21 protein-coding genes are annotated in these 19,414 nt (G+C 72.8%); 7 read left to right on the top strand and 14 right to left on the bottom strand.

Translation table 11 applies throughout. The annotated features are described in order from the left end of the window. The first annotated feature begins 6 nt into the window (after positions 1 to 6). A complete protein-coding gene (locus tag AB0J69_RS20510; RefSeq protein WP_364119179.1) occupies positions 7 to 375 on the top strand; it encodes a VOC family protein in 369 nt (122 codons plus the stop codon). Here AB0J69_RS20510 and AB0J69_RS20505 read toward each other — a convergent pair. From AB0J69_RS20505 to AB0J69_RS20475, 7 genes are all read right to left on the bottom strand, one after another. After that, positions 372 to 1,757: a tetratricopeptide repeat protein gene (locus tag AB0J69_RS20505; protein WP_364119176.1), complete on the bottom strand. Its 1,386-nt coding sequence runs from the start codon at positions 1,755 to 1,757 to the stop codon at positions 372 to 374. The two genes, AB0J69_RS20510 and AB0J69_RS20505, sit on opposite strands and share 4 nt — an antisense overlap. Before the next feature lie 55 nt (positions 1,758 to 1,812). Beyond that, complete coding sequence (locus AB0J69_RS20500; protein ID WP_364119509.1) at positions 1,813 to 2,655, bottom strand: sulfite exporter TauE/SafE family protein; 843 nt, start codon at positions 2,653 to 2,655, stop codon at positions 1,813 to 1,815. Positions 2,656 to 2,699: 44 nt separating this feature from the next. Beyond that, entirely contained in the window at positions 2,700 to 2,825 is a 126-nt protein-coding gene (locus AB0J69_RS20495) for a hypothetical protein (RefSeq protein WP_364119174.1), read from the bottom strand. A gap of 90 nt (positions 2,826 to 2,915) precedes the next feature. Next, complete coding sequence (locus AB0J69_RS20490; protein WP_364119171.1) at positions 2,916 to 3,200, bottom strand: SHOCT domain-containing protein; 285 nt, start codon at positions 3,198 to 3,200, stop codon at positions 2,916 to 2,918. Positions 3,201 to 3,366: 166 nt separating this feature from the next. Continuing rightward, the gene (locus tag AB0J69_RS20485; RefSeq protein ID WP_364119168.1) at positions 3,367 to 3,738 is read right to left on the bottom strand and encodes a VOC family protein; all 372 of its coding nucleotides are present in this window, start codon (positions 3,736 to 3,738) and stop codon (positions 3,367 to 3,369) included. 104 nt (positions 3,739 to 3,842) lie between these two features. Continuing rightward, positions 3,843 to 4,298 carry a Clp protease N-terminal domain-containing protein gene (locus AB0J69_RS20480; protein ID WP_364119165.1) on the bottom strand — a complete coding sequence of 152 codons (456 nt, stop codon included), beginning with the start codon at positions 4,296 to 4,298 and terminating at the stop codon, positions 3,843 to 3,845. A gap of 10 nt (positions 4,299 to 4,308) precedes the next feature. After that, positions 4,309 to 4,464 carry a helix-turn-helix domain-containing protein gene (locus tag AB0J69_RS20475; protein WP_091081925.1) on the bottom strand — a complete coding sequence of 52 codons (156 nt, stop codon included), beginning with the start codon at positions 4,462 to 4,464 and terminating at the stop codon, positions 4,309 to 4,311. Between the two features lie 99 nt (positions 4,465 to 4,563). Here AB0J69_RS20475 and AB0J69_RS20470 point away from each other — a divergent pair, with 99 nt between their 5' ends. Beyond that, entirely contained in the window at positions 4,564 to 6,105 is a 1,542-nt protein-coding gene (locus AB0J69_RS20470; protein WP_364119162.1) for an FAD-dependent monooxygenase, read from the top strand. 21 nt (positions 6,106 to 6,126) lie between these two features. Here AB0J69_RS20470 and AB0J69_RS20465 read toward each other — a convergent pair whose 3' ends face one another. Continuing rightward, a complete protein-coding gene (locus AB0J69_RS20465) occupies positions 6,127 to 6,774 on the bottom strand; it encodes a response regulator transcription factor (protein WP_185109860.1) in 648 nt (215 codons plus the stop codon). Beyond that, entirely contained in the window at positions 6,771 to 7,877 is a 1,107-nt protein-coding gene (locus AB0J69_RS20460) for a sensor histidine kinase (protein ID WP_364119158.1), read from the bottom strand. Before AB0J69_RS20460 ends, AB0J69_RS20465 begins: the two co-directional genes overlap by 4 nt. 94 nt (positions 7,878 to 7,971) lie before the next feature. On the opposite strand from AB0J69_RS20460, the gene ggt reads away from it, so the two are divergent. Further along, positions 7,972 to 9,699 carry a gamma-glutamyltransferase gene (ggt, locus tag AB0J69_RS20455; RefSeq protein WP_364119156.1) on the top strand — a complete coding sequence of 576 codons (1,728 nt, stop codon included), beginning with the start codon at positions 7,972 to 7,974 and terminating at the stop codon, positions 9,697 to 9,699. Here the strand turns inward: ggt and AB0J69_RS20450 are convergent. Beyond that, positions 9,689 to 11,143 (bottom strand): NAD(P)/FAD-dependent oxidoreductase, encoded by a 1,455-nt coding sequence (locus AB0J69_RS20450; RefSeq protein WP_364119153.1) that lies wholly within the window; start codon positions 11,141 to 11,143, stop codon positions 9,689 to 9,691. The genes ggt and AB0J69_RS20450 overlap by 11 nt on opposite strands. Positions 11,144 to 11,295: 152 nt before the next feature. Next, on the bottom strand, positions 11,296 to 11,469 hold the full coding sequence (locus tag AB0J69_RS20445; protein WP_364119151.1) for a hypothetical protein: 174 nt from the start codon (positions 11,467 to 11,469) through the stop codon (positions 11,296 to 11,298). Between the two features lie 105 nt (positions 11,470 to 11,574). On the opposite strand from AB0J69_RS20445, the gene AB0J69_RS20440 reads away from it, so the two are divergent. Continuing rightward, the gene (locus AB0J69_RS20440; protein WP_364119148.1) at positions 11,575 to 12,360 is read left to right on the top strand and encodes an SURF1 family protein; all 786 of its coding nucleotides are present in this window, start codon (positions 11,575 to 11,577) and stop codon (positions 12,358 to 12,360) included. A gap of 2 nt (positions 12,361 to 12,362) precedes the next feature. Beyond that, on the top strand, positions 12,363 to 12,674 hold the full coding sequence (locus AB0J69_RS20435) for a DUF3817 domain-containing protein (RefSeq protein WP_364119145.1): 312 nt from the start codon (positions 12,363 to 12,365) through the stop codon (positions 12,672 to 12,674). Between the two features lie 21 nt (positions 12,675 to 12,695). On the opposite strand, the gene AB0J69_RS20430 is transcribed toward AB0J69_RS20435, so the two are convergent. The 3 genes from AB0J69_RS20430 to AB0J69_RS20420 all read right to left on the bottom strand — a co-directional run bounded on the left by AB0J69_RS20430 (position 12,696) and on the right by AB0J69_RS20420 (position 14,973). Continuing rightward, on the bottom strand, positions 12,696 to 12,887 hold the full coding sequence (locus AB0J69_RS20430; protein WP_364119142.1) for a hypothetical protein: 192 nt from the start codon (positions 12,885 to 12,887) through the stop codon (positions 12,696 to 12,698). A 123-nt stretch (positions 12,888 to 13,010) separates the two neighbouring features. After that, the gene (locus AB0J69_RS20425) at positions 13,011 to 14,078 is read right to left on the bottom strand and encodes a protein kinase (RefSeq protein ID WP_364119139.1); all 1,068 of its coding nucleotides are present in this window, start codon (positions 14,076 to 14,078) and stop codon (positions 13,011 to 13,013) included. Between the two features lie 40 nt (positions 14,079 to 14,118). Then, positions 14,119 to 14,973, bottom strand: a complete 855-nt coding sequence (locus tag AB0J69_RS20420) for an arylamine N-acetyltransferase (RefSeq protein WP_364119136.1) — start codon at positions 14,971 to 14,973, stop codon at positions 14,119 to 14,121. Positions 14,974 to 15,069: 96 nt separating this feature from the next. On the opposite strand from AB0J69_RS20420, the gene AB0J69_RS20415 reads away from it, so the two are divergent. Beyond that, positions 15,070 to 15,729, top strand: coding sequence for a response regulator transcription factor (locus tag AB0J69_RS20415; RefSeq protein WP_364119506.1), 660 nt, complete (start codon positions 15,070 to 15,072; stop codon positions 15,727 to 15,729). After that, complete coding sequence (locus AB0J69_RS20410; RefSeq protein WP_364119133.1) at positions 15,726 to 19,406, top strand: DUF4153 domain-containing protein; 3,681 nt, start codon at positions 15,726 to 15,728, stop codon at positions 19,404 to 19,406. The genes AB0J69_RS20415 and AB0J69_RS20410 overlap by 4 nt, the downstream gene beginning before the upstream one ends. Positions 19,407 to 19,414: the final 8 nt, after the last annotated feature.

Genomic DNA, 19,414 nt, shown 5'->3' with positions numbered 1-19,414 from the left:
GCAGCGATGGCGCTCAGCATCAGCCAGGTCACCATCTACGTCGAGGACCAGCAGCGGGCGGTCGACTTCTGGTCGAACAAGGTGGGCTTCGAGGTCACCCGCGACATGCCGTACGGCGAGGACCGCTGGATCGAGGTGCAGCCGCCCGGCGGCGGCACCCGCCTGGTGATCAGCAAGGCCGATCCCGACGCGCCGGTGCTGGTCAAGGACATGCCCAACTACGTTCTGTTCCAGGCCGACGACATCGTCAAGACGCACCGGGAGCTGGCGGGGCGCGGCGTGGTGTTCACCCAGGAGCCCACGCGGCAGCCGTGGGGCTGGTCGGCCGTGTTCACCGACGACGACGGCAACCTGTTCCATCTGGGCCAGAGCTAGCGCACGCCCAGGCGCCGCCGCAGGTCGCGGGCGGTGGCCAGCACGTGCTCGAGCTCGTTCGGGCTCGGCCACGGCGCGCTGCCGGGGCGCACCAGCGTGCCGCGCACCGACGCCAGGTGCTCGACCGCGCTCATGTGCACCCCGCTCCGCGCCGCGAGCCACGCGAACACGTCCGAGTGGTTGTGCAGTGGCCTGGTCACCAGGTCCCACGTGCCCAGCACCTCGGCCAGGTCGGCCACCGCCAGCGGGACACCGCCCCGGCGCGCGATGGCCGCCGCGGCCAGCTCGGCCCTGGCGGTCAGCTCGGGCTCGGCGTGCCGCCCCCAGGCGGGCGGCGGCGGATCCGCCAGCCACTCCTGCGCCTCCCCGTGCTCCCCGGCCACCGACAGCAGCCCGCCCAGCTCGACCGCGGCCCCGTGGTGCCCGGCCTCGGCCGCCTGCCGGAACCAGTGCTGCCCGCCCGCAAGGTCGCCGAACTCGGCGATGAGCAGCAGGCCGTAGTTGAAGGCCGCCTCGGCGTCCCCGCCGGCCGCCGCCCGGCCGAACCAGTGGCTGGCCGCCGCCGTGTCGCCGAGCTCCACGCAGACGAAGCCGGCCATCCGCTGGTCCTCCGCCCGCCCGGCGGCGGCCGCCTGCTCGTACCAGCCCCGCGCCGTACGCAGGTCGCCCCGGGACAGCGCGACCCCGCCCAGCCGCGAGGCCGCGCCGGGATGCTCGCTCCGCGCGGCCAGCCGGTAGTAGGCCTCGGCGCCCTCGGGGTCGCGGTTGGCGTGCAGGTAGAGGCCCATGCAGTACGCCGACTCGGCGTGGCCGCCCCTGGCCGCGCACTCCCACCAGTGCACGGTCTCCTCCTCCTCGCCCGCCGCGTAGGCCAGGAAGCCCAGGTCGTGGGCGGAGGCCGCGTCACCGTCCGTGGCCGCCCGGCGGTGCCACTCGCGCGCCGTGCCCGGCTCGCCCGCGTCCTCGTACATCAGGGCCAGCCTGCGGGCGGCCGTCCTGGACCCGCCGGTGGCCGCGATCTCGAACCAGGCCCTGGCCGCCTCGGCGTCGCCGCGCTGCTCCAGCAGGAGCGTGGCCAGGTTCGTGGCCGCCTCGGCGTCGCCGGTGCCGGCGGCGGCTTCGTACCAGGTGACGGCCTCCTCCAGGCTGCCGTGTTTCTCGTGCCAGATGCCCAGGTTGTAGGCGCTGTCGACGTTGCCGCCCGCGGCCGCCAGCTCCCACCAGAGCCTGGCCGCCGCGCGGTCGCCGTGCTGGGCGTAGAGCTTGCCGAGCCGGTGCGCGGCCTGCGCGTCGCCCGCGCGCGCTGCGGCCAGCAGCTCGGGCTCGTCTCCCACGCGCGGCGCCGGTACGGCCGGCGCCGCCACCTCTCCTTGCCAGGCCATGGCGACAGACTGGCACGTGATCGCCCGATCGCGAACCGTAATCGCCGACAAGGCTCTACGAGAAGTCGATGAACCCGGTGTACATGCCCATTCCGCACGCGTACCGCAGCAGGCCGGGCGGTTGCGGCGGCAGCCGGACGGTGGCCGGCAGGGCGACGTCGCGCCCGTCGATCGAGACGGTGCCGGTGCAGCCCCGGTCCGCCAGCTTGAAGACCACCTCGACGGGCACCCCCGCTCGCGCCGACACCATGGCCGGCCGGTAGCCCTCCCGCGTCGCCCACACGGTGACCGACCGCGCGGGCGGGCCGGCCGCCTCGGGAGCGGCGGTGGAGACCCAGCCGCCCAGGTTGATCCCGGCCCCGGCGGTCCAGAGCCCGGCGGCGATGGCCACGACCCCGGCCACCCGGGCCAGCCTGGTCCGGGAGATGCGCCGCAGGACGTATCCGAGCAGCGCGAACGCCGGCGCGGTGCCGACGACGAACCCCGCCATGGCCGCCGCGCCCGCCGAGGGGGAGCCGCTGGAGATGGCGAGCATCTCGATGCCGAGCGTCACCCCGCAGGGCACCAGGATCGTGGCCGCGCCCAGCAGGGGGGCCTTGTACCGGGACGGAGCCGCCGGCTCCGCGGGCGCGCAGCCGGCGCGCCCGCGCCGCATGAGCCTGATGGCGAAGACGATGACGGTGAGCCCGGCCGCGACGAGCAGCACCGCCCGCGCCTGCGGCGGCAGGGCGACGGCCGAGCCGAGCAGCCCGAGCAGCGCCCCCACCACGGTGTACGAGACCAGCCGCCCCGCCAGGAACCAGCCCACCAGCGCGGGATCGCGCCCGCGGGAGCCGTCGAGGAGGCCCATCAGCAGCCCGCCCTGCGCCGCCGTGCAGGTGGCGGTGCCCGCGACCAGGCCCGCGGCGAGCCCGCCGGCCAGCAGGGTGAGGGTCTGCCCGCTCAGCGGACGAGCGCCAGGCTGTCGGGGGACCCGCTCCTGGCGGCCGACGCGATCGGACCGAACGGGCCGGGGTCGTCAGTGATGATCATCTGGCACTGGCCGCTGAGCTCGGCGATGGACCGCATGCTTGTCCCCACTCTCGACGAAGCCGTATTCGAAACGTAACGCGACTCCATGGATGCGGCCAGTGACACTTGTTACACCCTTAGTGATGTTTAGGAGGATCCGCCCCTGAGAACGGACATCCTTTCGAAGTATTCGTCATCGGTCATCTCACCGCGGGCGTACCTCTCGGCCAGGATCTGCTCGGCGGACGCGGTCGGCGAGGCCGCCGGAGCGGCGGCGGCGTGCGCGCGGCGCGGGCCCCACCAGCCCCTTCGCCAGCCCGTGACGGCCAGCGCGATGAGCGAGACCCAGAGCAGGCCCCAGATGACCGGGAAGATCGGCGAGAAGCCACCGGCGCCGCCCCAGTGCGGCGCCCATAGGGCGATCGTGTTCATGTTCTCCTCCTTGGTTCGTACCTCCAGGGTCCGCCGGAGGAGGACATGGCGAATCGGATGTGGGGCTCTGTTCGCGCTCCGCCCCGGGGAGTGCTCGGGCGGGCGGGCCGTACGACGGCTGGGGTAGCGCCCCGGCGCGTCCCATCGTCCTCAGGGCGGGGGCCGGTCAGGCCAGGCAGAACTCGTTGCCCTCGGGGTCGGCCAGCACGACCCAGTCGTCGTGCGTGGTCAGCAGCTTGGCACCGAGCCCGATCAGCCGGTCGATCTCGCTGTCGAGGTCGTCGGCGCGCAGGTCGAGGTGGAGCCGGTTCTTGACGATCTTGCGCTCGGGCACCCGCTGGAACCACAGCCGCGGCGATCCGCCGTCGACCAGCACGGTCGGATCGTCCTCCGGGTCGAGGACCCCTTCCTCGCGCAGCCGCGCGAGCTCGGTCTCGTCATAGGGCGCCACGGCGTAGCCGTCGAGCACCGCCGCCCAGAACCGGGCCAGCGAGGCCGGGTGCCGGCAGTCCACCACCACGTCATGCAGCCTGGCCATCAGGCCTCCTCGCCTCGACGTGCCTCTCCCGGATCGGGTCCTCGTACGCGCGCCGCATTCTTCGACCTTTTCAGCGGCCCGGCCCGGCATTCAACCAAATTTGGTCATACGATCCGGCTGCGTACGGTCGTACGGTCGATCCCGAGCTGGTCGATGACCTGCGCGGCCGGGTCGGGCCGGGCCTGCGCCAGCAGGCCGAGCGCCAGGTGCCGGGGCGTCTCCGCGTCCCTGGTCCGCATCGTCGTGGCCTTGATGGCCTGGTTGAGCACGGCACGCGCGCTGGAGGTGAGCGCGGTGCCGGGGACGGCCGGGTGCTTGCGCGGCGTCTTGGGCGCGTCGCCGACCTCCAGGCCCAGCATCCGCAGCGCCGCCCGGTCGAGCTCGTCCAGCGCCGCGCGGGCGGTGGCCACGTCGATGCCCAGCGCCCGCGCGGACTCCTCGTGGTGGAGGAGGCCGAGCAGCAGGTGCTCGGTGCCCATCCGCCGGTCGCCGCGCAGCCGGGCCTCCTCGAACGCGGCCTTGATGATCACCGTGACCGGGCTCTTCTGCCTGCCGAACATGGTCAGCTCCTCACTTCCCGTATTTGGCGTGCACCGACTGCCGTGACATGCCGAGCGCGTCACCGATCTGCTCCCAGGTCCAGCCCTGCTCCCTGGCCAGCGCGACGGACACCGCCTCGACCTGCTCGGCCAGCCGGTGCAGGGCGCCGACCGCCCGCAGGCCCATCGCCGGGTCGTTGGCCCGGATCCGCTCGGACAGCTCTGTAACGTCCACGGTGTCAGGCTAGCTTGACAGGCGCGATTTTGTCAATCTAGCCTGACGGGCATGGAGGATGTGCTGATCGTGGGGGCCGGACCCGTGGGGCTGATGCTCGCATGCGAGCTGAGCCTGGCCGGAGTCCGCCCGATCGTGCTGGAGAAGAGGGCCGAGCCGAGCGAGCTGCCCAAGGCCAACGGGCTGGGCGGGCAGGTCGTCGAGTTACTCGACCACAGAGGGCTGCTGGAGCGGTTCAGCGAGGGCAGCCCGTTCGCGGGGCGGGCGCCGGGGTTCCCGTTCGGGTCGGTGCCGCTGCGCTTCGACGGGATCGAGGACAGTCCGCTGCGGCTGCTGCTGATTCAGCAGCCGAGGCTGGAGCGGCTGCTGGCCGAGCGGGCGCGGGAGCTCGGGGTCGAAGTCAGGCGGGGGTGCGAGGTGCTGTCGCTCTCCCAGGACGAGGAGGGGGTGACGCTCGACGTCGCGGACGGCGGCGGGCGCGCGCCGCTCCGGTCCCGGTACGCGGTCGGCTGCGACGGCGCGCGCAGCCTCGTACGCGAGCGGGCCGGGATCGCCTTCCTCGGCACCACCGACGAGGAGGGGCTGCTGATCGGCCACTTCAAGGCCGACATGAAGGTGTTCGAGTCCCTGGAGGGGGACGGGCTCCAGCCGGGCTGGAACCGCAGGCCGGGCGGTCGCGTGCTGCTCACCTCGCTCCACGACGGCGTGCTCGTCGCCGGCGTGCGGGAGCGGGGCGACCTCGCGGACGGCCCCGTGACGCCGGCGGACTTCCGGGCCGCCGTCCGCCGCGTGCTGGGCCGGGACGTGCCGCTCGGCGAGCCGATCTGGCTGTCGAGCACGGTCGCGCAGGCCAGGCTCGCCGAGCGGTACCGGGCCGGGCGGGTGTTCCTCGCGGGCGACGCCGCCCACCTGTTCCCGGCGGGCGGGTCGGCGCTCAACGTGGGCATGACTGACGCGGCCAACCTCGGCTGGAAGCTGGCCGCCAGGCTGCGCGGGCGGGTGCCGGACGCGCTGCTCGACACGTACGAGTCCGAGCGCCGGCCGGTCGCCGAGCGCACGCTCATGCAGACCCGGGCGCAGGCGGCGATCGACCGGGTCGAGGGCGAGGACGGTGCGGCGCTGCGGGCGCTGCTCGCCGAGGTGTTCGCCTTCGACCAGCCGGCCCGCCACCTCGCAGCGCTGCTGACCGACTCCGGCCTGCGGTACGGGCCCTCCGGTGACGCCGCTCCCGGGGACGCCGGGCACCCGGACGTCGGGCACCGGGACCCCGTTCCCGGGGATGCCGGGCACCCGGACGCCGCTCCTGGGGGCGCCGGGCATCCGCTGGTCGGCCGGTTCCTGCCGGAGCTGGCGCTGGCCGGCGGGGGCCGGGCGGCCGAGCTGATGCACGCGGCCCGGCCCGTGCTGCTCGACCTGGGCGGCGGCGCCGAGCTCCACGACGACTGGATCGACGTGGTCAGGGCCCGCTGCGACGACCCGCCCGCCGACACGCTGCTGATCCGCCCGGACGGCTACGTGGCCTGGGCGGGCACCGAGGGGCTGGCGGAGGCGGCCGCGGAGTGGTTCGGCCTCGCCGCCGCCCACCAGAAGTGACCCGGCGGCCGGGGCGACGGCTCAGAGCCAGCCCGGCTTGACCAGGCCCGACTCGTAGGCGATCACGACGAGCTGGGCGCGGTCGCGGGCGTGCAGCTTCATCATGGCCCGGCTCACGTGCGTCTTCGCCGTCGCCGGTGACATGAACAGCTTGGCCGCGATCTCGTCGTTCGTCATCCCGGTCCCGACCAGGGCGAGCACCTCGCGTTCGCGCTCGGTGAGCTGGTCGAGGCCGTCGGCGGCGACGGGCTCCTTGGCGCGGGAGGCGTACTCGGCGATCAGGCGCCGGGTCACGCTGGGGGACAGGAGCGCCTCGCCGGCCGCCACCACCCGCACCGCCTGGATCAGCTCGGCCGGCTCGGTGTCCTTGACCAGGAAGCCGCTGGCGCCGCCGCGCAGCGCCTCGAAGACATACTCGTCCAGCTCGAACGTCGTCAGGATGATGATGTGCGGCCCCGGCGGCATCTGGCGGGTGGCGGTCAGGCCGTCGGTGCCCGGCATGCGGATGTCCATGAGCACGACGTCCGGCTGGTGCTCGCCCGCCAGCCGGACGGCCTGCGCGCCGTCGGACGCCTCGGCCACCACGGTCATGTCCGGCTGGGCGTCGAGCAGCGCCTTGAAGCCCGCGCGGACCAGCGCCTGGTCGTCGGCCAGCAGAACCTTGATCATGATGTCTCCTCGGGTAGGGGCAGCCGGGCCTCGACCTGGAAACCGGCGCCCGACGGACCGGCCACCAGCGTGCCGCCAAGCGCGGAGGCCCGCTCGCGCATGCCGGGGATCCCGTTGCCGCTGCCCGACTCGGCCAGCACGGCGGCGGTGGTGGCGCCCGTGTCGGACACCCGGACGACCAGCTCCTTCTCGCCGTACTCCAGGCGCACGTTCACCTCGGCCCCCGGCGCGTACCGGGCGGCGTTCGTGAGCGACTCCTGCACGATCCGGTACGCCGCCCGTTCCACCTGGGACGGCAGCGGCCGCGAGCCGATGCGCTTGAGCGCCACCTTCATCCCCGAGCGCTCGACCAGCTCGTCGAGGCGGTCGAGCCCGGCGGTCGGGGAGCGTGGGGCGCCCTCGCGCAACACGTTCAGCACCGAGCGCATCTCGCCGAGCACCTCCTTGGAGGCCGTCTTGATCGTGGCCAGGGCGGTCCTGGCCTGCTCGGGGTTGGCGTCGATGAGGTGCAGCGCGGTGGACGCCTGCACGTGGATGAGCGAGATGTTGTGCGCGAGCACGTCGTGCAGCTCCTGCGCCATGGTCAGGCGCTCCTCGCTGGCCTGCCGCCGGGCCTCCTCCTCGGCGATCCGGTCCCGCTCGGCCCGGCGCTCCTTGACGACTTTGACCAGCTCGGCCACGACCATGAGCAGCATGATGGAGGTGAAGATCCATACGCTGTGGAAGAGATCGCGGTTGCCGACCAGCCAGGCGTAGGTCACGAACGACAGCAGCGTCATCGCGGCCATGAGCCAGGCCATCAGCCTCCTGCCGCGCACCACCAGCAGGAACAGCAGGACACCCGGGCTGAGGAAACTGGGGCCGTAGGCGTACCCGCCGACCAGGAAGAGATCGCAGGCGGCCAGCCCGGCGGCGGTCGTGAGCAGCGGGAAGCGGCGGTGCGCGAGGATCGCCAGCGGCCCGACCAGCAGCAGCAGGTACGCGTAGGGGTCCATCGGCTCCCTCGCGAACCGCTGCCCCCAGGAGGCGCCCCTGCCGATCACCAGCTGGCCGACCGCCACGATGAGGGCCAGATAGGGGTCGAAGCCGTACTTCCTGCGCACGCCCCCACGCTAGATCACCCCTCTGACCAGCGCATCACCCCAGCGTGTGAGGGGGCCCTACCACGACGGGCGTACGTAGGCCATCGTGGAGACCATGCGCCGTGTGATCATTCCCGCAGCAGCAGTCCTCGTCGCGCTCGTGCCGGCCCCGGCCGCGCTGGCGGAGCGCCAGCAGAAAGTCCCCGTGGCCGAGGGGTACGGGGGCGCCGTCGCCACCGTGGACCTCGATGCCAGCAAGGCAGCCATCTCCGTGCTCAGGAAGGGCGGCAACGCCATGGACGCCGCGGTCGCCGCTGGTGCGGTGCTCGGCGTCACGGAGCCGTACTCGTCGGGCCTGGCCGGCGGCGGCTTCATGGTCTATTACGACGCCAGGCAGCGCAAGGTGTTCACGATCGACGGCCGGGAGACCGCGCCGCAGGCCATGACCGCCACCAGCCTCGAAGGCATCCCGTTCGAGGAGGGCGTCACCAGCGGCCTGTCGGCGGGCGTGCCGGGCACGGTCGCGAACTGGGACCTGGCCCTGCGCAGATTCGGCACGATCCCCCTCAAACAGGCCCTCCAACCGGCGATCGAGGTGGCCTCCAAGGGCTTCGTGGTGGACCAGACCTTCCACGACCAGACCGCCGCGAACGCCACCCGCTTCAAGGACATCGCCTCCACGGCCAAGCTCTACCTCCCGAACGGCGCCCCGCCGCCCGTCGGCTCGGTCTTCAGGAACCCGGAGCTCGCCGACACCTACCGCCAACTGGGCAAGCGCGGCCCCTCCTGGTTGTACGGCGGGCAGCTCGGCAAGGAGATCGTGGCCACGGTCAAGCGGCCCCCGGTCACCCCCGGCAGCACCCGCAACGTCCGGCCGGGCCTGATGGAGCTGTCCGACCTGCGCGCCTACCGCGCGATCATGCGCGAGCCCACCAAGATCTCCTACAAGGGCATCGACGTGTACGGCATGGCCCCGCCCTCCTCCGGCGGCTCGACGGTCGGGGAGGCGCTCAACATCCTGGAGGCCCTGCCGCAGGTGGGCCTGCACGAATACCTGGAGGCGTCCAGGCTGGCCTTCGCCGATCGCGGCAAGTACGTCGGCGACATCCCCGGCGTGCCGCTGGCGGAGCTGCTGTCCGACGGCTTCGCCAAGGAGCGCTCCTGCCTGGTGGGCGACAGGGCCATGGCCCACCCGGCCGCGCCCGGCAGCCCGGACGGCGCGTACGAGCCCTGCGCCCGGCCCACCGACGCCGCCACCCCGGTCGCGGCCGAGGGACCGGAGACCACGCACCTCGTCGTGGCCGACCGCTGGGGCAACGTGATCGCCTACAACTTGACCATCGAGTCCACCGGCGGCAACGGCATCGTGGTGCCGGGCCGCGGCGTGCTGCTCAACAACGAGCTGACCGACTTCACCTTCGGCCCGGCCCCCGGCGACCCGAACCTGCCCGGCCCCGGCAAGCGGCCGCGCTCGTCGATGTCGCCGACGCTGGTGTTCGACGACGGCCGGCCGGTGCTGGCGGTGGGCTCGCCCGGCGGCTCCACGATCATCACGACCGTGCTGCAGATCCTGGTCAACCGGTACGACTTCGGGATGAGCCTGCCCGACGCGCTCGCCGCGCCGCGCGCCACCCAGCGCAACACGGCGCAGACGCAGGCCGAGCCGGCGTTCCTGACCCGCTACCAGGCCGAGCTGGAGGCCAAGGGGCACAGCTTCGCGCCCAACCCGGAGATCGGCGCCGCGACGGCGCTGGAGTTCCTCGGCAGGGGCCGGATCCAGGCCGCCGCCGAGCCGGTCCGCCGCGGCGGCGGCAGCGCGATGGTGGTCTCGCCTAGTAGATGAGTTCGAAGGCGCCGGGCTGCACCTTCCTCGTACGCGCCCAGTACTCGAAGGTGAAGCCCGGCCAGATCGTCCGGTTCACTCCGTTCTCGTCCAGATACCAGGACCGGCAGCCGCCCGCGTTCCAGACCAGCGGGTTGAGCCGCTCGCGCAGCCGGTCGTTGAACGCCCGCTGCGCCCCCGGCGTGACGTCCACGGCCCTGGCCTGGGTGCGGGAGAGCAGGCGCAGGCACTCGATGACGTAGCGGACCTGCGACTCGATCATGAAGACGACCGAGTTGTGGCCCAGGCCGGTGTTGGGGCCGAGGAGGAAGAACAGATTGGGGAAACCGGAGGCGGCGATGCCGTAGTAGGCCTCCACGCCGTTCTTCCAGGCGTCCTGGATGCGCAGGCCGTCCCTGCCGGTGATCCGCTGGTCGGCCAGCGCGTCCACCACCTTGAAGCCGGTGCCGTAGACGATCGCGTCGGCCTCGTGCTCGACCCCGGCGGCGTCCACGAGCGAGCGCTGCCGGATCTCGGTGATCCCGTCGGTGACCAGAGTGACGTTATCCCTGGTCAGAGCCGGATAGTAGTCGCTGGAGACGAGAATGCGCTTGCAGCCGATCAGGTAGTCGGGGGTGAGGGCGCGGCGCAGCCCGGGGTCGGGGACCTGGGCCCGCAGGTGGCGGAGGGCGAGCTGCTCGTGGACCCTCATCAGGCGGGGGTCCACGGCGAAGCCCAGGGCCCTGCTCTCCAGAGCCCAGTAGATGCCACCGCGCAGGGTCCTGGCCGCGCCGGGCAGGTGCAGGAACCGGCGGGCGCCGGGGGAGAAGCCGAAGTCCGGCTTGGGGTGGATCCAGGGCGGCGTGCGCTGGAAGACGGTCAGGTGGCGGGCGGCGGGGGCGAGCCGGGGGACGAACTGGACGGCGGACGCGCCGGTGCCGACGACGGCGACGCGCTTGCCGGTCAGGTCCACGGAGTGGTCCCATTCGGCGGAGTGGAAGGCGGGGCCGGTGAAGGTCTCCTGCCCCGGGATATCCGGAAATTTCGGGATGTGGAGGGCGCCGATCGCGGAGACCACCGCCTTCGGGCGCAGGGTGTCGCCGTCCTCCGTGGTGACCGTCCAGTCGCGGGCGGCGTCGTCGTACTCCAGGGAGACGACGCGCTTGCCGTACCGGATGTGGGGGGTGACGCCGTATTTGGCGGCGCAGGCGCGCAGGTAGTCCTGGATCTCCTCCTGCGGCGAGAACATCCGCGACCAGTCCGGGTTCAGCTCGAACGAGTAGGAGTACATGTGCGAGGGCACGTCGCACGCGCAGCCGGGGTAGGTGTTGTCGCGCCAGGTGCCGCCCAGCTCGGCGGCCTTCTCCAGGATGACGAAGTCGTGGTAACCGGCTTGTTTGAGCTTGATGGCCATGCAGATCCCGGCGAACCCGGACCCGACGATCACTATCCCTGGCTCACCCACTGGTCCTCCCCGGGGGTGTGCGCTTATTGGACGATGAATCTAATGTAGTGTCCGGCTCCCGATCGGGTCCAGAGTGACGCATCTCACGGAGACGATGCCAGGGAACGACGAAAACCCGCCACGGCCTCCGCGGCGGGTGAAGCTGTCGGCTGTTACCGGAGCAGCAGGAAGGCGGCGACGCCGATGATCACGATCACGGCGACGGCCGCGATGATGGGGACGAGGGGCGACTTCTTGGGCTTGGCCGTGGCCTCCTGCTCGCGCGCGTTGGCGAACGCGCGGAAGGCCTGGGTGTTGCCCGCCGGGTCTATATGCTGGTCAGACATGGCCAGCAGCCTAGCGTGATCGCCTGCGAAGTTTGCGGCTTTTGGCGGGATCTAAGGCGATGGGCTGATTGCGGGACCGCCCCATCGGGCGGATAGCTTTGAGGCATGCTGAGGACCCTGCTCTCTCCCCGCGTCATGGGGCTGCACCTGCTCACGATCGGGGTCCTCGTCGCGTTCATCATGCTCGGGCGGTGGCAGCTCGGCGTTTTCCAAGATTCGGGAAAGCCGCGCGTCTCCACTGACCCCGCGCCCGTCGCGGTCGCCTCGCTCGCCCAGGTGGGGGTCCAGATGAACGGCGAGGCGGTGGGCCGCAGGGTCACGGCGGAGGGGGTCTACGAAGCCGGCCGCCAGCTCCTGGTCGCCGACCGGCAGGCCGACGTCGACGCCCCCGGCGGCAACGTCTCGCGCGACCAGGGTTACTGGGTGCTCACGCCGCTCAAGCTCGACGACGGCACGCTCGTCCCCGTGGTGCGCGGGTGGGTCGCCGAGGCCGACGATCCCGCGGTGGCGGCCGTGCCGCAGGGCAGGGTCGCGCTGGCCGGGCGGCTGCGGCCGCAGCAGGGCACCGACAGCGTGCAGCGGCGCGCGGAGGGCCTGCCCGCCGGGCAGGTGCAGACGGTGTCCACGGGCGAGCTGGTCAACCTGTGGAGCGGGGAGCGGGTGCGCACCGGATATGTCGTGGCGCAGCCGGCCTCGGGCTCGCTGACGCAGGTCAAGGTGGCGCCGCCGGTCACCGGTGGCACGCTCACCTGGCGTAACCTGGCTTATGCCGCCAACTGGTGGATCTTCGCTGGATTCGCCGTTTTCATGTGGTTCCACTTCGTACGCGATGCCGTGCGGGCGGATCGGGACCGCGGCAAGTCGTCCCCTGAGATGGTTCTGGAAGGTTAACGGTGGAATCGGCTCTCAAGCCCTTCCGGGTGCTCGCGTACGTCGTCGGCGTCATGCTGCTCGTGCTCTGCGTGGGCATGGTGCTGCGCTACGGCTTCGGCGAGGCGGCCATGTCGAAGGTCATCGCCCCCATCCACGGCGGGCTCTACATGATCTACCTGATCGCGGTCATGAATCTGGGCATGAAGGCGCGCTGGACGTGGCCGTACATGCTCGGGGTCATGCTCGGCGGCACGGTGCCCTTCCTCTCCTTCTACGTCGAGCGAAGGGTGACCCAGCGCGTGCAGACCGCGCTGGCCGCGGCGGAGGCCTGAGGCCCCCGCCGCCTGGCGGCCTCAGTGGCCGATGCCTCGCCTGCGGCTCCTCTTGAGCCGCTCACGCTGAGACGGGTCGAGCATCAGGTAACCGACCACCGGAGCGGCGACCACGCCGAGGACGACCAGCAAGGTGACCCAACCGGGCAAGAAGATCAGCGAGAGCAGAACCGCGGCGCCTGCGCCGATGGCGTACTTCTGGACTGGCGACATCCTCAACTTCCTCCGAACGCGGAGCGCACGCCCCGCCTCTCCCACATTCTGCGTCCCCTGTCCAACGTGTGAACACACCGTTGTGGTTCCGCTCGCGATGTATCGCAATTGTTGCGCGGACCGTCAAGCCCGCTCGGCGACGATCGCGAGCAGGTCGCGGCGGAGCTCGTCCAGCGTGGGACGTTCCACGGGATTGCCCGACAGGAGCCGGAACAGGACAGGGGCCAGCGCACCCGCCCTGGTCAGTGGTGCGCCCGGCGCGGGCGGGCGGCCCTCGACGGCGGTGAAGAGCGTGGCCCCGAGCGACCACAGATCGGCGGCCTGGGTCGGGGCGCCCTCGGGCGCGGTGTAGGCCGGGAGCGTTCCCGACCTCAGCAGCGGCGTGAGCCGGGCCCGCCCGGAGAAGTCGATGAGGACGTTGCCCGGCTGGATCCCGCCGTGGAACTCGCCCCACGCCGCGAGCCGGTCGATCACGGCCAGCCCGATCGCGGCCACCTCGGAGGGTGGCAGCGGGCCCGACGCCGCGACGACCGCGTCCAGCGGGCGGTCCACGGCCAGCCGGTCGAGCGTCTCGCGCACCACCTCCATCGGCGGCGGCCCCATCGGATGCAGCATCGCCCTCAGCAGCGACCTGAACGGGTCGGACCCTCCGGCCGGGACCTGCCCGGGCGGGCGGCCCTCGACCGCGAAGTGCAGCGTGGCGGCCAGCGACCACAGATCGGCGGTCGGCAACATGCTGAGGCTGGGGAACCCGAACCCGGTGAGCATCGCCCGGCCGGTCGTGGTGAGGAGCACGTTGCCGGGATCGACCCGCCCGTGCACGATGCCCGCCTCGTGCGCGGCGGTCAGGGCCCCCAGGACGCAGACGCCGATCCTGGCCGCCTGCGGGACGGGCAGCGGGCGGTGGGCGCGTACGGTCTGCTCCAGGGAGGCCCCGGAGACGAACTCCATGACCAGCCAGGGCACACCGTCCTCGACCAGCACGTCCAGCACCCGCACGACATACGCGTGCCGCAGCCCGGTGGCCCGGCGCGCCTCGGACAGGGCCGCGTCGCGCAGCTCCGGGGGCACCCGCAACTCCCTGACCGCGACGTCGCGGTGCTCCCTCTCGTCGAAGGCCAGGCGTACGGACCCCGTGCCCAGGGGGTTCAGCAGCCGGTAGCGACCGTTCAGCTTCCTGGTCTCACCCATTTCGAGGTGCACGATAGCGCCCGGACGGCGGCCGGGGCCATCACGTGGAGCCGCCTGCCGACCAGCTTTCGTGAGCCTCGTACACCTTGCGCCAGAGCTTGTCCTTCTCCCCGTCGCTCACGTCGTCGAGCGGCAGCAGGAAGATGTCCGCCAGCGCCGCGTAGTAGTCACGCGACGTGCTCAAGGTCACCGACTGCGTGCTCCGCCCCCGGCGGGTCAGGCGGAGCCCCCGCAGGCTGTCCACCCCGTACGCGTCCCGCCGGTGCACCGCGGCCACGCGCACGAATCCCGAGGTCGCGGACGTGGTCAGGTGGTGGTGCATGTCGGCGAACGCTGACATCTCCACCGGCGTCCGGACGAAGTCCATGCCGACGAACCCGCCGCTCTCCTCGTGGTCGAACCGCCAGCCGCCGGGCGCGGCCTCCGACGGGCGCAGGACGTACTCGAACGGGCCCTGCCGGTACGTGCCGGCGACCAGCGGCAGCGGCTCGTGCAGCGCGTCGCCGAGCCCGACGTCGACCAGCCACTCGCCGCCCGGATTGTCGTCGGAGGGCAGGCCGCGCGCGGTGAGCACGAGGTGGTTCCCGGAGACGCCGGCCTCCCCGCCCCGGATCTGCACGCCGCCGGAATGCCTGGTCACCTCGTAGCCCAGGGACCTGGCCAGCTCCGAGAACGCGCCGTTGAGGTGGTAGCAGTAGCCGCCGCGACCCCGGATGATCCGCTCGGCGGACTCGACGGGGTCCACGGTCGTGGGCCGGCCGAGCCAGATCTCCAGCGCCTCGTACGCGACCTTCTCGACGTGCGCGACATGCAGGGCGCGCAGGTTCTCCGCGTTCGCGGGGGCGTTGAGCAGCCTGGGCAGGCCGAGACGGCGGAGGTAGCCGGCGGTGTTCATCAGGCCAGTCTGCACGGTATGTGCACGAATTTAGGGGTGTCGTCTGCACAGGGCGCTTCTAGTCTTTCGTACGTGGCAGAGCAGCGACGCATCCTCGTGGTCGAGGACGATGTGACGATCGCCTTGGCCGTACGGAACCGGCTGGCCGCCGAGGGTTTCGACGTCAGGGTGGCGGGCGACGGGCAGGACGCCCTCGTCCAGTACGGCAACGCCGAACCGGATCTGGTGATCCTCGACCGGTTGCTGCCCGGCCTCGACGGATTAGAGGTGTGCCGCAGGATGCAGGCGGCCAGGCCGGTGCCCGTACTGATGCTGACCGCGCTCGGCGAGGAGACCGACGTGCTCGTCGGGCTCGGGGTCGGGGCGGACGACTACCTGGCCAAGCCGTTCAGCATGCGCGAGCTGGTCGCCAGGATCCACGCGTTGCTGCGCCGGGTGGAGCGGGCGGCCCAGCTCGCGGCCGAGGACACGGTGATCAGGGTGGGCGAGGTCGAGATCGACACGGCGGCCCGCCGCGTGTTCGTGCGCGGGGTGGAGGCCCAGCTCACCAGGACCGAGTTCGACCTGCTGCGTCGCCTGGCCGAGCGGCCCGGGCAGGTCTTCGAGCGTGACCGGCTGCTGTCCGACGTGTGGGGCTTCTCCGAGGCCGCGGCGACCAGGACGGTGGACAGCCACGTCCGGGCGCTGCGCCGCAAGCTGGGCTCCGACGTGGTGCGCACGGTGCACGGCGTCGGCTACGCGCTGGTGCGGCGATGAATCCTCTCGACTTCCTCGGCCGGATCAAGGTCAAGCTCGGCATCGTGATCGTGCTGGCCGTGGGGACGGCGTTCGTGGTGAACGAGGTCGGCATCAACTCCGGCTTCTCCCGCGAGGTCCGCATCGCGGTCGCGGTCATCCTGGCCCTGATCATGGTGCAGGTGCTGGCCATGGGCATGACCAAGCCGCTGCGCCAGATGGCCAGCGCCGCCCAGACGATCGCCAAGGGCAGCTACACCCTGCGCGTGAGCGCCACCTCGCGGGACGAAGTGGGGGAGCTGGCCAGGGCGTTCAACGCGATGGCGGCCGACCTGGGCGAGGTGGACCGGCAGCGGCGCGAGCTCGTCGCGAACGTCAGCCACGAGCTGCGTACCCCCATCACCGGGCTGCGGGCCGTGCTGGAGAACGTCGTGGACGGCGTCTCGGCGGCCGACCCCGTCACGATGCGCACCGCCCTCGCCCAGACCGAGCGGCTCGGCCGGCTCGTCGCCCAGCTCCTGGACCTGTCGCGGCTGGACTCCGGCGTGCGGCTGATCGAGGCCGAGGCCGTCGAGCTGGCGCCGCTGATCGAGCAGGCCGTCCTGGAGGCGTCGATGGCGCGCGAGGACGTGGCCATCCGGCCGTCCGTGCCGGCCGACCTGGTGGTGCGGGCCGACCCCGACCTGCTGGCGCAGGTGCTGGCGAACCTCCTCGACAACGCCGTCCGGCACAGCCCCCCGTCCGGGGTGGTGACCGTTCTCGGCGAGCCTTCGGGGGCCGGGGTGCGGCTCACGGTCTCCGACCAGGGGCCGGGGATCCCGGCGTCGGCCAGGGGGCGCGTGTTCGAGCGCTTCTCCCGGCTGGACGCGGGACGGGCGGCCGACTCCGGGGGTGCGGGGCTGGGGCTGGCCATCGTGAAGGAGATCGTCGAGCTGCACGGGGGTTTCGTTCGTATCGATGACTGTGCCGGGTGCCGGATGGTCGTCGATCTACCAGGGAGGACGACGATGGCGGACGTGCCATTAGAGGGTGAGCGCGGTGGTTCGGGGGAGGACGCGCGGGTGGAACAGGGGGGTGCCGGCGAGGCGCTGGGTGCGGAGGCGCCCGTGGACGCGGCTGCTGACGCGACCCCTGCGGCCTCGGGGACCCCTGGGGATGGCGCTGCCGGTCGCTCTGCGGACCTTCCGGCCGGTCATCCGGCGGACCTTCCGGCCGGTCACGCGTCCGGCCTTCCTGCCGGTCCGGCCGACCTTCCGGCCGGGCTGACGGCCCTCATCGGGCTCGCGTCCCCGGGGGCTGGCGCGCCGGACCTCGCCTCGGCCGGGAGCGGCGCGCCGGGGTCGGGCCCTGCGGCGAGCGGCGCGGTGGGGAGCGGTGCGGTGGGGAGCGGTGCGGTGGCGGGTGGCGCTGTGGGGGGTGGCGCTGCGGCGAGCGCTGCTGCGGGGAGCGGCGCTGTGGGAATGGGCGCTTCGGTGAGTGGCGCTGCGGGGAGCGGTGCCGTGGCAGGCGATGCTGCGGAGGCGGCTGCTCCGCTGGCGGGTGCTGCGGCGGCGGGCGCTGCGGAAAGCGACGCTGTGATGAGTGGCACGCCCGAGCTGGCTGCGGCCGGTAGCGGCGCGGCTGGATCCGGTCCTGCGGCCAGCGGGGTGGCGGCGAGCGGCGCAACGGTAGGCGGCGCTGAGGCGGGTGGTCGTGCGGCGGGTGCGCCCGGTGCGGCAAGCGGGTGGCCGTTGGTCGACGGGGCGGCCGCCGTGCCGGTGCCTGCTCGGAGTGCCGCGGCTGGGGACGGTCAGGGTGTTCCGGCGGGCGTGGCGGCTGCTGCGGCGCTGGGAGCGGAGGGTGCGCACGGTCCCGCGGCTGCGGCTGCGGGGGTCCTGGTCTCGGGGGCCGGTACGGGTGTGGGGCGGCCGGGTGTGGGGCGGGCTGGAGCGCAGGCTGGTGGGGGTGGGTATGGGGCGGCGGAGCCGTCCGATGCCGGGAGGCTGGCCAGGATGCTGGGGGGTGGGGTCATCGGGCTGCTGATCGGGTTCCTGGTGGGCATGTTCGCGGCCGTGTTCGCCAGCGTGACCATCGGCGACGCGGCCGCCCTCGTCACGCTGGTCATGTGCACCGCCGTCATGGGCGCTGTCGGTGCGGCCATGGGAGCGGGCACGGGCAGGCGGGCGGCGGTCGCGGCGTACCAGGGGGCGGAGCCGTACCGGGGACAGGCGGGACCGGTGCCGCCCTACGTGCCGCCGCCGCTTTTCCCCCGGCCCGAGCTGCCCGAGCCGCCCCGGTGGCTGCTGCCGGCGGCGGCGGGGGCGGGGGTGTTCGCGGCGGTGGCGCTGCCCGAGGCGCAGATCGGGCTGGGGATCGTGCTGGTCGCGATGGTGCTCGGCGCCGCGGCGCTGCCGGCCGTGCTGCGGCGGATGACGCCGTGGACGGTGGCGTTCGGGGTGACGGCGTACTGGCTGATGTCCATGGCGGCGGTGCGCGATGCCGACTGGCTGGTCGCGATCCTGCTCGTGGCGGGGGCCGGGCTGGGCGCGCTGGCGGTCTCCGGCGCGGGCGCCGGCTGGCTGGGCGTGATCAGGGGCGGCGTGTCCGTCGCGCTCGCGCTCGGACCGGTGCCGTGGTTCCTGGCCCAGCCGGTGAAGCGGCTGACGGCCCGCCGGCGGGTGCTGCCGATGCTGGCCGCGCTGGGCATCACGGCGGTGCTGCTGCTGGTGTTCGGGTTGCTGTTCGCCTCGGCGGACGCGGTGTTCGCGTCGTACGTGGAGCGGCTGACCACCGCGCCGGACTGGGCGGAGTCGGCACCGGTGCGGATCTTCCTGTTCGTGCTGTTCGCGGTGCTGCTGGCCGCGGTGGTGCTGGTCGCGCTCAGGCCGGTCGTGGACCCCGTGGGGCCCGACACGAAGTTCGCGGTGAGCAGGAGCATCTGGATGGTGCCGCTGACGGCGGTGAACCTGCTGTTCGCCTCGTTCGTGGCGGTGCAGATCACGGCGCTGTTCGGCGGCGACACCCTGGTGCTGAGGACGGCGGGGCTGACCTACGCCGAGTACGCCAGGCAGGGGTTCTTCCAGCTCGTGGTGGTCAGCGTGTTCGTGCTGGGCATCGTGGCGGTGGCCGCCGGGCTGCTCAAGGTGGATCGGCGGGAGCGCTGGATGCTGGCCGCCCTGCTGGGCGTGCTGTGCGGGCTGACCATGGTGGTGCTGGCCTCGGCCCTGCACCGGATGAACCTCTACACCGACGCCTACGGCCTGTCCCGGCTGCGCCTGTCCGTGCAGGCCGCGGTGTGGTGGCTGGGCGCGCTGTTCGCGCTGGTGCTGCTGGCGGGCGCGGCGCGGTTCACGGGGCGCGGCTCCGGCTGGCTGCCCCGTACGATCGTGCTGGTCACCGGGCTGGGGCTGGGCGCGTTCGCGATCGTCAACCCCGATCTGCAGGTCGCGCAGACGCAGGTCGAGGTGCGCGGCCCGGCCAAGATGGACTCCGACTACCTCGGCGACCTCGGCGCGGAGGCGGTGCCGGCCCTCGACCGGCTGCCGGAGCCGCAGCGCAGCTGCGTGCTGGCGGCCGTGGTCGAGGCCAACGGGCTGGACCGCCCCGATCCCTGGAACGGCTGGAACCTGGCTCGCTCCCAGGCCCGTGACCTGCTGGCGCAGCGGCCGGTGGGCGACACCGCGCAGTGTCCTCCGGTGCCCAGTCGCGTCTCTGATTGAATCCAGGG

It is taken from the genome of Nonomuraea sp. NPDC049709 (genome assembly GCF_040674815.1).
Lineage (GTDB): Bacteria > Actinomycetota > Actinomycetes > Streptosporangiales > Streptosporangiaceae > Nonomuraea.
Note: the sequence above shows the minus strand (reverse complement) of the source record. Positions and strands in the feature narration are given on the sequence as shown.

Bases quoted from the DNA above. Each gene is read 5' to 3' on its own strand.
- AB0J69_RS20510 (WP_364119179.1), top strand. From the start codon at position 7: ATGGCGCTCAGCATCAGCCAGGTCACCATCTACGTCGAGGACCAGCAG.
- AB0J69_RS20505 (WP_364119176.1), bottom strand. From the start codon at position 1,757: ATGGCCTGGCAAGGAGAGGTGGCGGCGCCGGCCGTACCGGCGCCGCGC.
- AB0J69_RS20495 (WP_364119174.1), bottom strand. From the start codon at position 2,825: ATGCGGTCCATCGCCGAGCTCAGCGGCCAGTGCCAGATGATCATCACT.
- AB0J69_RS20490 (WP_364119171.1), bottom strand. From the start codon at position 3,200: ATGAACACGATCGCCCTATGGGCGCCGCACTGGGGCGGCGCCGGTGGC.
- AB0J69_RS20485 (WP_364119168.1), bottom strand. From the start codon at position 3,738: ATGGCCAGGCTGCATGACGTGGTGGTGGACTGCCGGCACCCGGCCTCG.
- AB0J69_RS20480 (WP_364119165.1), bottom strand. From the start codon at position 4,298: ATGTTCGGCAGGCAGAAGAGCCCGGTCACGGTGATCATCAAGGCCGCG.
- AB0J69_RS20475 (WP_091081925.1), bottom strand. From the start codon at position 4,464: ATGGGCCTGCGGGCGGTCGGCGCCCTGCACCGGCTGGCCGAGCAGGTC.
- AB0J69_RS20470 (WP_364119162.1), top strand. From the start codon at position 4,564: ATGGAGGATGTGCTGATCGTGGGGGCCGGACCCGTGGGGCTGATGCTC.
- AB0J69_RS20465 (WP_185109860.1), bottom strand. From the start codon at position 6,774: ATGATCAAGGTTCTGCTGGCCGACGACCAGGCGCTGGTCCGCGCGGGC.
- ggt (WP_364119156.1), top strand. From the start codon at position 7,972: ATGCGCCGTGTGATCATTCCCGCAGCAGCAGTCCTCGTCGCGCTCGTG.
- AB0J69_RS20445 (WP_364119151.1), bottom strand. From the start codon at position 11,469: ATGTCTGACCAGCATATAGACCCGGCGGGCAACACCCAGGCCTTCCGC.
- AB0J69_RS20440 (WP_364119148.1), top strand. From the start codon at position 11,575: ATGCTGAGGACCCTGCTCTCTCCCCGCGTCATGGGGCTGCACCTGCTC.
- AB0J69_RS20430 (WP_364119142.1), bottom strand. From the start codon at position 12,887: ATGTCGCCAGTCCAGAAGTACGCCATCGGCGCAGGCGCCGCGGTTCTG.
- AB0J69_RS20425 (WP_364119139.1), bottom strand. From the start codon at position 14,078: ATGGGTGAGACCAGGAAGCTGAACGGTCGCTACCGGCTGCTGAACCCC.
- AB0J69_RS20420 (WP_364119136.1), bottom strand. From the start codon at position 14,973: ATGAACACCGCCGGCTACCTCCGCCGTCTCGGCCTGCCCAGGCTGCTC.
- AB0J69_RS20410 (WP_364119133.1), top strand. From the start codon at position 15,726: ATGAATCCTCTCGACTTCCTCGGCCGGATCAAGGTCAAGCTCGGCATC.